This is a genomic window from Pseudoduganella aquatica (assembly GCF_020865585.1).
GTDB lineage: Bacteria > Pseudomonadota > Gammaproteobacteria > Burkholderiales > Burkholderiaceae_D > Rugamonas > Rugamonas aquatica_A.
In genome coordinates this window covers 823,723-836,542 of sequence record NZ_CP086370.1, presented here as the reverse complement: position 1 = coordinate 836,542, position 12,820 = coordinate 823,723, and the positions used below count along the sequence as shown (strand labels likewise).

Below are 12,820 nucleotides of genomic sequence, written 5' to 3'. Positions count from 1 at the left end.
CTTAGAAACGGACGCGGCCGGCCAGCATGTCGCGGTACATTACCCAATCGCCCAGCAAGCTATACAGGGGATATTTGAATGTGGCGGGCCGGTTATGCTCGAAAAAGAAATGGCCTATCCAGGCGAAGCCGTAACCGGCCAGTGGAACAAACCACAGCAAGCCGTAATTGCCGCGCATGGCAGCGACGATAATAATTAAGAGAACCAGGGTGGAGCCGATGAAATGCAGGCGGCGGCAGGTTGAATTGGCGTGCTCTTGCAAATAGAACGGATAGAATTCCTTAAAACTCTGAAAGCGTGCTGCTGCATTCGCCTTATCCATTTCAATTCTCCTCGACGCGGCTGGCGTAATTCAAATCCGTTTCATCGCCCCAAACAAATACCTTGGGCTCCTGCAGTACATGTACCAGGAATTGCTGGCGCTCGCGCAGGCGGCGCCGGAAATCGGGCAGCGTGTAAAGATTGGGGTTGATCTTGCGGCGCAAAATACGCTCGGCAACCGGCAAGCGCGACAGCAATTCACCGTAGCTGGTGTTATCGCCGATCAGCAGCAATTCGATTTTATCTTCGCTGGCCTCCTGTTCCTTGGCGGTGGCGCCATAGACAAACGCCACATTCAATACATCGCCCAGCGGCGACAGCGCGGAATTGAGCACGCTGACCAGGCCGAAAGTCTTGCGCACCAGGCTGGATAATTCGCCATACACCAGGCTGTCTTTATTGGGGCGGAAGCGGCGCACATTGCCGATGCGTTCGGAGACGATCAAACCGGAGTCATGCAGGCGGCGCAATTCGCGCTGCGCGGAGGCGCTGCCCAATCCCGTCAGGCGCATGATCTCGTTGAGGTGGAAACCATCATTAACGCGCACGAACATCAGGCCCAGCAGTTTTTGCTGGGCGGGAGTGAAGAGGGCTTGGGCGATCATGGACCAAATCTTAGCACGGATAAGCCAGCATCTGGCACAGCAATCCATGCCTGTGTGCATGGAAACCGCATTCCACCGTGGCGCATGTTGCGGCAGCCGGACGCGGCCGTCACCGCGGCGCCGGCGGGACGGCAAATCCTGCTTTACATTTGGCGGATATGTGCGATCCTGTAGTTGTGAGGTGTTGCTGTTCCGGACCGACTCAAGTTACCGGGCGGGCACATCACAGAAGCAAGGGGGCCGCTTTCGTAGTGGCCCCTTCTATTTTCACCGCCCGTTATGCGGCACATCAAAATGCGGCCGTCGCCGCATGCCAACATAAGCTCTTCAGCCCAGCGGAGAGCCGCCATGCCGGACCAATATGACCCGCCCTGGAAAATAACGCTATCCCGCTATTTTCAGGAGTTCATGGCTTTCTATTTTCCCGCCGCACACAAACAGATCGACTGGCAACAGCCCATCGAATTTCTCGACACCGAATTGGAACAAATTGCACCGGACGCCATCACCGGCCCGCGCCGAGCCGATAAACTTGTCCGCGTTACCCTGTTCAATGGTGCGGCCAAATTGGTTCTGGTGCATATTGAAGTCCAAAGCCGCTACAGCGATAATTTTGCCGAACGCATCTTCATTTACAACTACCGCATCTTCAATCAGCACCGCCTGCCTGTCGCGTCCTTAGCGATATTAGCCGACACTGACTACGGCCACACCTCGCCACAATACGGCTACAAAATATTCGGTTGCCAGATGCATTTCAAATTCCCCGCGATAACCCTGCGGAGCTACGATTTGAACAAACTGCTCAAAAGCAAAAATCCATTCGCCCTGCTAACCGCCGCACATATACAGACTCAGCGGACGCGCCACAAGCATACAGAGCGGCACGCCGCCAAGCTGCACTTGATAACCCTGCTGTATAAGCGCGGTTGGCCGCGCGAGCGTATTATGGATTTCGCCAACGTCATCGGATGGATGATGCGCCTGCCGGCAGAAATGGAAGCTGCATTTTGGCAAGAGATTAAACAGAAACATGAGGGGTTCGCCATGGAATACATGCTCCCGTTTGTACGTGAGGCTCTCGAAAAAGGCGAAGCCAAAGGCCGCCTACGCGGACAGGCAGAACTAATAGAGATCCAGTTGACCGAGCGATTCGGCGAGCTGCCTGCCCCCATACGCCGGCGGCTGGAAGAAGCGGATACAGAACAGCTGTCCCGATGGGGCCGCGCACTGCTCAACGCCGGATCGCTGGACGACGTCTTCAGCCCCGCGCAGCGGGCATAAAAAAACGGCACCCGAAGGTGCCGTTTTGCTTTGAGGCTTGAAGATTACGCTTCGTCGCCGCCGTGAGGAACTTCCTCGCCTGGCAACTCGGCCACGATGGCCGCGCGTTCCGCGTCCAGCAGGGCTTTGCGTTCTTCCGCTTCCCAGACTTCCTTCTCGCGGCGGGCGCGGTGGAAGGCCAGACCGGTACCGCCTGGGATCAGACGGCCCACGATCACGTTCTCTTTCAGGCCGCGCAGACCGTCGCGCTTGCCCATGATCGCCGCTTCCGTCAGCACGCGGGTGGTTTCCTGGAACGATGCGGCCGAGATGAACGAATCGGTCGACAGCGATGCCTTGGTAATACCCAGCAGTACGTTTTCGTAGGTTGCAGGAATCTTCTGCGCCGCGTTCATGCGGTCGTTTTCTTCCAGCAGCTCGGAACGCTCCACCTGCTCGCCGACGATGTAGTCGGTGTCGCCGGCGTTGACGATCTGTACACGGCGCAGCATCTGGCGCACGATCACTTCGATGTGCTTGTCGTTAATCTTCACGCCCTGCAGACGGTACACGTCCTGCACTTCGTCGACGATGTAACGCGCCAGCGCTTCGATACCCAGCAGACGCAGGATGTCTTGCGGATCGGCCGGGCCGTCCACGATCATCTCGCCCTTGTTCACCACCTGGCCGTCGTGCACCAGCACTTGCTTGTCCTTGGTGATCAGGAACTCGTGCTTGTTGCCGTCCATGTCGGTGATTTCCAGACGCTGCTTGCCCTTGGTTTCTTTACCAAACGCAACCGTACCGGTGACTTCCGCCAGCATGCCCGCGTCTTTCGGCGAACGTGCTTCGAACAGCTCGGCAACGCGCGGCAGACCACCGGTAATGTCGCGGGTCTTCTGCGATTCGGTCGGGATACGCGCCAGAACCTCACCCACGGACACTTGCTGGCCGTCTTTCACCATGATCAGCGCGCCGACCTGGAAGCCAATCGCCACGGCGTGTTCGGTGCCGGCGATCTTCACTTCGTTGCCATCTTCGTTCAGCAGTTTCACCTGCGGACGCATGGTCTTGGTCAGCGAACCACGGCGTTTCGCATCGATTACCACCAGCGTTGCCAGACCGGTCACTTCGTCCACCTGGCGGGCCACGGTCACGCCTTCTTCGACGTTCTCGAAACGCACCGTACCGGCGTACTCGGTAATGATAGGACGGGTCAGCGGATCCCAGGTCGCCAGGGCCGTACCGGCCTTGATGACCATGCCGTCCTTGACGATCAGGGTCGCGCCGTACGGCACTTTGTGGCGCTCGCGCTCACGGCCGTGGTCGTCGGTAATCAGCACTTCACCGGAACGGGAAATGACGATTTGCGCGCCCTTGCCGTTGGTGACGTAACGCATGGTCGAGGTGAAGCGGATGGTGCCGTTCGACTTGGCTTCCACCGACGACGCCACTGCCGCACGCGATGCCGCACCACCGATGTGGAAGGTACGCATGGTCAGCTGGGTACCCGGCTCACCGATCGACTGCGCCGCCACCACGCCGACTGCTTCGCCGGAGTTGACCAGCATGCCGCGGCCCAGGTCGCGGCCGTAGCACTTGGCGCACAGGCCGTAACGCGTGTCGCAGGTCAGCGGGGTGCGGACCTTGACTTCGTCGATGCCCATGCGTTCGACTTCTTCCACCATGTCTTCGTCCAGCAGCGTGCCGGCTTCGAACACGGTTTCCTGGGTCTCAGGATTGACGATGTCGGTGCCTGCCACGCGGCCGAGGATACGGTCGCGCAGGGCTTCGATCACTTCACCGCCTTCGACCATCGCCTTCATCAGCGTGCCGTTGGACGTGCCGCAATCGTCCTCGATCACCACCAGATCCTGGGTCACGTCGACCAGACGGCGGGTCAGGTAACCCGAGTTCGCGGTCTTCAGTGCCGTATCCGCCAGACCTTTACGAGCGCCGTGGGTCGAGATGAAGTACTGCAGAACGTTCAGGCCTTCGCGGAAGTTCGCGGTAATCGGCGTTTCGATAATCGAACCGTCCGGTTTCGCCATCAGACCACGCATACCAGCCAGCTGGCGAATCTGCGCTGCGGAACCGCGGGCGCCCGAGTCGGCCATCATGTAAATCGCGTTGAACGATTCCTGGGTGGTGGTGGTGCCGTCGCGTTTCACGACGTCTTCCACTTTCAGCTGGTCCATCATGGCCTTGCCGACTTCGTCCGAGGTCTTGCCCCAGATGTCGACCACCTTGTTGTAACGCTCGCCGGCGGTCACCAGACCCGAAGCGTACTGCTGCTCGATCTGCTTGACTTCGGACTCTGCAGCCGAAATCAGGGTGACTTTTTGTGGCGGTACCAGCATGTCGTCCACGCAGATCGAAATGCCGGCGCGGGTTGCCAGGCGGAAGCCCGACTGCATCAGCTGGTCGGCGAACACCACCGTCGCGCGCAGGCCGCACTTGCGGAAGGACGTGTTGATCAGCTTGGAGATTTCCTTCTTCTTCAGCGCGCGGTTCAGCACGGAGAATGGCAGGCCTTTAGGCAGGATCTCGGACAGGATGGCGCGGCCGACCGTCGTTTCATAACGGGTCAGCGTGCGCACGAACTCGCCGGTCGCCGGATCTTTTGGATTTTCGACGATACGCACGGTGATGCGCGTGGTCAGTTCGACTTCCTTGTTGTCGTAGGCGCGGATGACTTCCGACACGTCCGGGAACAGCATGCCCTCGCCCTTGGCGTTGATCGCTTCGCGGGTCGCGTAGTACAGACCCAGCACGATATCCTGCGAAGGAACGATGGACGGTTCGCCGTTCGACGGGAACAGGATGTTGTTCGAAGCCAGCATCAGCGTGCGGGCTTCCATCTGTGCTTCGATCGACAGCGGAACGTGGACTGCCATCTGGTCACCGTCGAAGTCGGCGTTGAATGCCGCGCAGACGAGTGGGTGCAGCTGGATGGCCTTGCCTTCGATCAGGACCGGCTCGAAAGCCTGGATGCCCAGACGGTGCAGCGTAGGCGCACGGTTCAGCATGATCGGGTGTTCGCGGATGACTTCTTCCAGGATGTCCCACACCACCGGCTCTTGAATCTCGACCAGCTTCTTGGCGGCCTTGATCGTCGTAGCCAGGCCCATCAGTTCGAGCTTGTTGAAGATGAAAGGCTTGAACAGTTCCAGCGCCATCAGCTTAGGCAGACCGCACTGGTGCAGTTTCAGCTGCGGACCCACCACGATGACCGAACGGCCCGAGTAGTCGACGCGCTTACCCAGCAAGTTCTGACGGAAGCGGCCGCCCTTACCTTTGATCATCTCGGCCAGCGATTTCAGCGGACGCTTGTTGGCGCCGGTCATCGCTTTGCCGCGACGGCCGTTGTCCAGCAGCGAATCGACTGCTTCTTGCAGCATGCGCTTTTCGTTGCGCGTGATGATCTCTGGAGCGCGCAGCTCCATCAGGCGTTTCAGACGGTTGTTACGGTTGATGACGCGGCGATACAGGTCGTTCAGGTCGGAGGTCGCGAAGCGGCCGCCGTCCAGCGGTACCAGCGGACGCAGTTCCGGCGGCAGCACTGGCAGCACTTCCATGATCATCCAGTCCGGCTTGATGCCGGAGCGCTGGAATGCTTCCAGCACTTTCAGGCGCTTGGCGTACTTCTTGATCTTCGCTTCGGACTTCGATTCCTTCAGTTCCACGCGCAGGGTCTCGGCATCGCGGTGGATGTCGATCGAGCGCAGCAGTTCACGGATACCTTCGGCGCCCATGAAGGCGGTGAAGTCGTCGCCGTACTCTTCGTACTTGGCGGCGTAGTCGTCTTCCGACATGATCTGGCACTTCTTCAGCGGGGTCATGCCGGGGTCGGTCACGACGTATGCTTCGAAGTACAGCACGCGTTCGATATCGCGCAGGGTCATGTCCAGGACCATGCCCAGGCGCGACGGCAGCGATTTCAGGAACCAGATGTGGGCGGTCGGCGAGGCCAGCTCGATGTGGCCCATGCGCTCGCGGCGCACTTTGGCCAGCGTGACTTCAACGCCGCACTTTTCGCAGATCACGCCGCGGTGCTTCAGGCGCTTGTACTTGCCGCACAGGCATTCGTAGTCCTTGATCGGGCCAAAGATCTTGGCGCAGAACAGGCCGTCGCGCTCAGGCTTGAAGGTGCGGTAGTTGATGGTTTCCGGCTTTTTGACTTCGCCGTAGGACCAGGAACGGATTTTTTCAGGAGAGGCCAGACCGATCTTGATCGCGTCGAACGTCTCGTTTTGCTGAACTTGCTTGAATAGATCGAGCAGAGCTTTCATGTATCACTCCAGGTGATTGAATTCTTAAAGCTGCCGGGCGGAGGGTTTCCGCCGCCCGGCGGCGCCAGTGTCTTAGTTGCGTTCCAGGTCGATATCGATACCCAGGGAACGGATCTCTTTCACCAGCACGTTGAACGATTCCGGCATGCCCGCGTCGATCACGTGGTCGCCTTTGACCAGGTTTTCGTACACTTTGGTACGGCCGTTCACGTCATCCGACTTCACAGTCAGCATCTCTTGCAGCACGTAGGACGCGCCGTATGCTTCCAGTGCCCACACCTCCATCTCACCGAAGCGCTGGCCGCCGAACTGGGCTTTACCGCCCAGTGGCTGCTGCGTCACCAGCGAGTATGGACCGGTCGAACGCGCGTGCATCTTGTCGTCGACCAGGTGGTGCAGCTTCAGCATGTGCATCACGCCGACGGTGACCTTGCGCTCGAACGCTTCGCCGGTGCGGCCGTCGTACATGGTGACCTGGTTCTTCGATGGCGTCATGCCCAGTTTGTGGGCGATGTCGTCAGGGTAGGCCAGATCCAGCATGCGGCGGATTTCCGACTCGTGCGCGCCGTCGAACACCGGGGTCGCGAACGGCACACCTTTTTTCAGGTTGTGCGCCAGCTTCATGATCTCTTCGTCGTCGAACTGGTCGATGTCCTCGGGACGGCCCGACTCGTTGTACACGGTGGTCAGATACTTGCGCATCTCTTCCACTTTGATCTGCTGCGCCAGCATTTCGCCGATGCGGATACCCAGGCCTTTTGCTGCCCAGCCCAAGTGGGTTTCCAGGATCTGACCCACGTTCATACGGGACGGAACACCCAGCGGGTTCAGCACCACGTCGGCCGGCGTGCCGTCGGCCATGTATGGCATGTCTTCCACCGGCACGATGCGGGAAACCACACCCTTGTTACCGTGGCGGCCTGCCATCTTGTCGCCCGACTGCAGGCGGCGTTTCACGGCCAGGTAGACCTTGACCATTTTCTGCACGCCAGGCTGCAGCTCATCGCCTTGCGTCAGCTTCTTGCGCTTCTCTTCGAAGGCCAGGTCGAACTGGTGGCGCTTCTCGTTGATGGATTCCTTGATGGCTTCCAGCGCGGTGGCGGCACCGTCGTCCGCAGGGCGGATGTCGAACCAGTGGTATTTGTCCAGATCGTCCAGGTAGTCCTTGGTGATCTTGGCGCCCTTGGCCAGCTTCTTCGGACCGCCGTTGACCACTTGGCCAATCAGCATCTTCTCCAGACGCTGGAAGGCGTCGCCCTCCACGATACGCATCTGGTCGTTCAGGTCCAGGCGGAAGCGCTTCAGTTCATCGTCGATGATCTGCTGGGCGCGCTTGTCGCGCACGATGCCTTCGCGGGTGAACACCTGGACGTCGATCACGGTGCCGACCATGCCCGAAGGCACGCGCAGCGAGGTGTCTTTCACGTCCGACGCTTTTTCGCCGAAGATGGCGCGCAGCAGCTTCTCTTCCGGGGTCAGCTGGGTTTCGCCTTTAGGCGTCACTTTACCAACCAGGGTGTCGCCGGCGGTCACTTCCGCGCCGATGTAGACGATACCGGACTCATCCAGACGAGCCAGCTGGTTCTCAGCCAGGTTCGAGATGTCGCGGGTGATTTCTTCCGCGCCCAGCTTGGTATCGCGTGCCACAACGGACAGCTCTTCGATGTGGATCGAGGTGTAGCGGTCGTCCTTCACCACGTTTTCCGAGATCAGGATCGAATCTTCGAAGTTCAGACCATTCCATGGCATGAAGGCCACGGTCATGTTCTGGCCCAGCGCCAGCTCGCCCAGGTCGGTCGATGCGCCGTCGGCGATCACGTCGCCCTTGGCCACGCGGTCGCCCACTTGCACGATAGGACGCTGGTTGATGTTGGTGTTCTGGTTGGAACGGGTGTACTTGATCAGGTTGTAGATGTCCACACCGACTTCGCCAGCTTGCGCTTCTTCGTCGTTGACGCGGATCACCACGCGGCCTGCATCGATGTAGTCCACCAGGCCGCCGCGCAGGGCTTGCACGGTGGTGCCCGAGTCGACTGCCACGGTGCGTTCGATACCGGTACCGACCAGTGCTTTTTCCGGACGCAGGCAAGGTACGGCCTGGCGCTGCATGTTGGCACCCATCAATGCGCGGTTCGCATCATCGTGTTCCAGGAACGGAATCAGCGACGCTGCCACGGACACGATCTGGCCTGGCGCCACGTCCATGTACTGGATGCGCTCTGGCGATACCAGGATGGTCTCGCCGGCTTCACGGGCCGACACCAGCTCGTCGCTCAGCTTGCCTTCGGCGTTGATGGTCGCATTCGCCTGGGCGATGATGTAGCGGCCTTCTTCGATCGCGGACAGGTAGTCGATCTTGTCGGTCACCATGGAGCCTTCGACCTTGCGGTACGGGGTTTCCAGGAAGCCGTATTCGTTCAGGCGGGCGTACAGTGCCAGCGAGTTGATCAGGCCGATGTTCGGGCCTTCAGGCGTTTCAATCGGGCAGACGCGGCCGTAGTGGGTCGGGTGCACGTCGCGCACCTCGAAGCCGGCGCGTTCGCGGGTCAGACCGCCAGGGCCCAGGGCGGAAACGCGGCGTTTGTGCGTGATTTCCGACAGCGGGTTGGTCTGGTCCATAAACTGCGACAGCTGGGACGAACCGAAGAACTCGCGGATAGCGGCCGAAATCGGCTTGGAGTTGATCAGGTCGTGCGGCATCAGGTTGTCCGCTTCGGCCTGGCCGAGGCGTTCCTTGACGGCGCGCTCGACGCGCACCAGGCCGGCGCGGAACTGGTTTTCGGCCAGTTCGCCCACGCAGCGCACGCGGCGGTTGCCCAGGTGATCGATATCGTCGACTTCGCCGCGGCCATTGCGCAGCTCGACCAGGATCTTGATCACGGCCAGCACGTCTTCGTTCGACAGCGTCATCATGCCGGTCAGTTCGTCGCGGCCGATGCGGCGGTTGAACTTCATGCGGCCGACGGCCGACAGGTCGTAGCGGTCAGGGCTGTAGAACAGGCCGTTGAACAGCGCTTCCACCGACTCTTCGGTCGGCGGTTCGCCTGGACGCATCATGCGGTAGATCGCGATGCGGGCAGCGGTCTGGTCCATCGTGTCGTCGATGCGCAGGGTCTGCGAGATGTAGCCGCCCTGGTCCAGATCGTTGGTGTACAGGGTCTGGATGTCGGCGATGGACGCGTCGCGCAGGCGTGCCAGCACGTCTTCGGTCAGTTCGTCGTTGGCGTTGGCCACCACTTCACCAGTTTCCGGATCGACGATGTTCTTGGCCAGGACGCGGCCCAGCAGGTAGTCTTCCGGCACGGAGATGTGCTTCAGGCCGGCGGCGTCGATGTCGCGCACGTGCTTGGCGTTGATGCGCTTGTCCTTGGCGACCAGCACTTTGCCGGTTTTCGGATCGACGATGTCGAAGCGCGCGACTTCGCCGCGCAGGCGTTCGGCCACGAATTCCATCTCGGCGCCTTCGGAGCGCAGGTGGAAGTTGTCGAACACGAAGAAGTTCGCCAGGATCTGTTCCGGCGACATGCCGATGGCCTTCAGCAGGATGGTCACAGGCATCTTGCGGCGGCGGTCGACGCGGAAGAACAGGATGTCTTTCGGGTCGAACTCGAAGTCCAGCCACGAACCGCGGTAAGGAATGATGCGGGCCGAGAACAGCAGTTTGCCGGAGGAGTGGGTCTTGCCACGGTCGTGTTCGAAGAACACGCCTGGGGAGCGGTGCAGCTGAGAAACGATTACGCGCTCAGTACCGTTGATCACGAACGAACCGGTGCTGGTCATCAGGGGCAGTTCGCCCATGTAGACTTCCTGTTCCTTCATTTCCTTGACGACAGGCTTGGTAGGCGATTCCTTGTCCAGGATCACCAGGCGTACCTTGGCGCGCAGCGGCGACGCGAACGTCAGGCCGCGCAGCTGGCATTCCTTGACGTCGAAGGCGGGGTCGCCCAGGACGTACGACAGGAACTCGAGACGCGCGAAGCCATTGTGCGAAACGATAGGGAAAATGGAGGTGAAGGCCGATTGCAGGCCGTCATTCTTGCGCGTCGACGGTGCGATGTCTTCTTGCAGGAAGTTGTGGTAGGACTCGAGCTGGGTAGCCAGCAGGAACGGAACGTTGTGGACGTTGGCGCGCTTCGCGAATGATTTGCGAATGCGTTTCTTCTCAGTAAATGAGTAGTGCATGGACACTCCGTGAGTGACAGAAAGGATAGAAAATTCAGGTTTTGCAAGGTGCGCTGCGGAACGAACGTCACACAGACGAAACCTCAAGCCTCTATCATTTCAGGTCGATATGATCAAACTGCAGCGTAGTTTGCTACAAATGCGCGCTACAAATACGACAAAGACGACAAAGGAGCCAAAGCCGGCATTCCTTCCTTTCGGAAGGAATGCCCCACTTTGACTCGCGGCGCTAACTGCTCGCCAGTACAACTAGATTACTTCAGGTCGGCCTTGGCGCCAGCTTCTTCCAGCTTCTTCTTGCCGGCTTCAGCGTCAGCTTTCGACAGAGCTTCTTTAACGACTTTTGGTGCGCCGTCAACTACGTCTTTAGCTTCTTTCAGGCCCAGACCGGTGATTTCGCGAACAACTTTGATCACGCCAACTTTGTTTGCGCCAACTTCGGACAGAACCAGGTTGAATTCGGTCTGTTCTTCAGCAGCTGCACCAGCGGTTGCGCCGCCGGCTGCTGGAGCAGCCATAGCTGCTGCCGACACGCCGAACTTCTCTTCGAAGGCCTTGACCAGTTCGTTCAGGTCCATTACGGACATTTCGCTCACTGCGTTCAGGATATCGTCTTTGGAAATTGCCATTTGAAACTCCTAATTTGTTTGTATGCTACAGAATTGATTACTTGAGAAAAAAAGCGCGCGGCTATTAAGCTGCGGTTTCTTCCGCTGCGGGAGCAGCGGCGCCTTCGCCTTTTTTCGCTGCCAGAGCAGCCAGACCACGTGCAAAGCCCGACACCGGAGCCAGCATAACGCCCAACAGCTGCGAGATGAGGACTTCACGGCTAGGAATGCTCGCCAGCGCGGTAACAGCAGCTTTATCCAGCTGTTTACCTGCGTAGTTACCGGCGACGATGACCATTTTGTCGTTGGTTTTAGCGAAGTCGTTGATGACTTTCGCTGCTGCCACGGCGTCATCCGAGATCGAGTAGATCAACGGACCGGTCATGCTGTCAGCCAGAGCGGCGAATTGCGTACCTTCAACAGAGCGACGAGCCAGCGTGTTCTTCAGAACACGCAGGTATACGCCCTGGGCACGCGCCTTAGCACGAAGTTGCGTCAAGTGACCAACCTGGATGCCACGGTACTCGGCCACGACGATGGTTTGCGCAGTTGCTACTTTTGCGGAAACTTCGGCGACGACGGCCTTTTTGTCATTCAGATTGAGACCCACGGTCAACCTCCTTAAATGATGTTTGGCAAATGCCGCACATCGGTTCGAACAACGGCGTCCGAGGTTAGGAGTCCACTGGACTGCAAAACTTGATCGGGTACACCATCTGCGTTGGGCGCCCTGCGGCAATTAACCGGAAACCTGCTTGCTGCCTCCGGCCCAACGGTCTTTGATTGCCTGCCCGCCGGAGCGGACAGCCCAAAGATGCGCCTCCGGCTTGCGCCGAAGGACTTGATTCTTTATTACGCTGCCAGGGTAGCGTGGTCAACACGGACGCCAGCGCCCATGGTCGACGAGATCGCTACTTTACGCAGGTACACGCCTTTCGACGATGCCGGCTTGGCCTTGTTCAGCGCTTCGATCAGGGCAACCAGGTTGCGCTTCAGATCGGCGTCGTCGAAGGATTTGCGGCCGATGGTCGCGTGGATGATACCAGCCTTGTCGGTACGGTACTGAACCTGGCCGGCTTTCGCGTTTTTCACGGCGGTAGCGACGTCAGGGGTTACGGTGCCGACTTTCGGGTTAGGCATCAGGCCGCGTGGGCCCAGGATCTGACCCAGGGTACCAACGATACGCATGGTGTCTGGCGAAGCGATGACGATGTCGAAAGGCATGTCGCCGGCTTTGACGCGCTCGGCCAGGTCTTCCATACCAACAACGTCGGCGCCGGCTGCTTTAGCAGCTTCAGCCTTTTCGCCGGAAGCGAATACCGCTACGCGGACGGTTTTGCCGGTGCCAGCTGGCAGCACGACGGAACCACGCACAACCTGGTCGGATTTCTTAGGATCCACACCCAGCTGTACCGACACGTCGATCGATTCGTTGAACTTGGCGGTCGCCAGTTCTTTGATCAGGGTGACAGCGTTGTCGAAAGCGTACACTTTGGTACGGTCTACTTTAGCCTTGATGGCTTGAGCGCGTTTGGACAGTTTTGCCATG

At 59.3% G+C, this 12,820-nt stretch carries 8 protein-coding genes; 1 reads left to right on the top strand and 7 read right to left on the bottom strand.

Going from position 1 to position 12,820, the window contains the following annotated elements; genetic code table 11:
- Position 1 precedes the first annotated feature (1 nt).
- Both KT882_RS03735 and KT882_RS03730 read right to left on the bottom strand, forming a co-directional pair.
- Positions 2 to 322, bottom strand: coding sequence for an Mpo1-like protein (locus tag KT882_RS03735; RefSeq protein ID WP_228894463.1), 321 nt, complete (start codon positions 320 to 322; stop codon positions 2 to 4).
- A 1-nt stretch (position 323) separates the two neighbouring features.
- Positions 324 to 986, bottom strand: coding sequence for a helix-turn-helix domain-containing protein (locus KT882_RS03730; RefSeq protein ID WP_228894461.1), 663 nt, complete (start codon positions 984 to 986; stop codon positions 324 to 326).
- A gap of 288 nt (positions 987 to 1,274) precedes the next feature.
- Here KT882_RS03730 and KT882_RS03725 point away from each other — a divergent pair, with 288 nt between their 5' ends.
- Entirely contained in the window at positions 1,275 to 2,210 is a 936-nt protein-coding gene (locus tag KT882_RS03725) for a DUF4351 domain-containing protein (protein ID WP_228894460.1), read from the top strand.
- A 44-nt stretch (positions 2,211 to 2,254) separates the two neighbouring features.
- Here the strand turns inward: KT882_RS03725 and rpoC are convergent, their stop codons facing one another.
- The 5 genes from rpoC to rplA form a co-directional block, all read right to left on the bottom strand.
- Positions 2,255 to 6,481 (bottom strand): DNA-directed RNA polymerase subunit beta', encoded by a 4,227-nt coding sequence (rpoC, locus tag KT882_RS03720; RefSeq protein WP_161071487.1) that lies wholly within the window; start codon positions 6,479 to 6,481, stop codon positions 2,255 to 2,257.
- Between the two features lie 72 nt (positions 6,482 to 6,553).
- Positions 6,554 to 10,663, bottom strand: coding sequence for a DNA-directed RNA polymerase subunit beta (gene rpoB, locus KT882_RS03715; RefSeq protein WP_161071488.1), 4,110 nt, complete (start codon positions 10,661 to 10,663; stop codon positions 6,554 to 6,556).
- A 254-nt stretch (positions 10,664 to 10,917) separates the two neighbouring features.
- Positions 10,918 to 11,292, bottom strand: coding sequence for a 50S ribosomal protein L7/L12 (gene rplL, locus KT882_RS03710; RefSeq protein ID WP_161071489.1), 375 nt, complete (start codon positions 11,290 to 11,292; stop codon positions 10,918 to 10,920).
- Positions 11,293 to 11,356: 64 nt separating this feature from the next.
- On the bottom strand, positions 11,357 to 11,881 hold the full coding sequence (gene rplJ, locus KT882_RS03705; protein ID WP_161071490.1) for a 50S ribosomal protein L10: 525 nt from the start codon (positions 11,879 to 11,881) through the stop codon (positions 11,357 to 11,359).
- Between the two features lie 242 nt (positions 11,882 to 12,123).
- Positions 12,124 to 12,819: a 50S ribosomal protein L1 gene (gene rplA, locus KT882_RS03700; RefSeq protein ID WP_161071491.1), complete on the bottom strand. Its 696-nt coding sequence runs from the start codon at positions 12,817 to 12,819 to the stop codon at positions 12,124 to 12,126.
- Position 12,820: the final 1 nt, after the last annotated feature.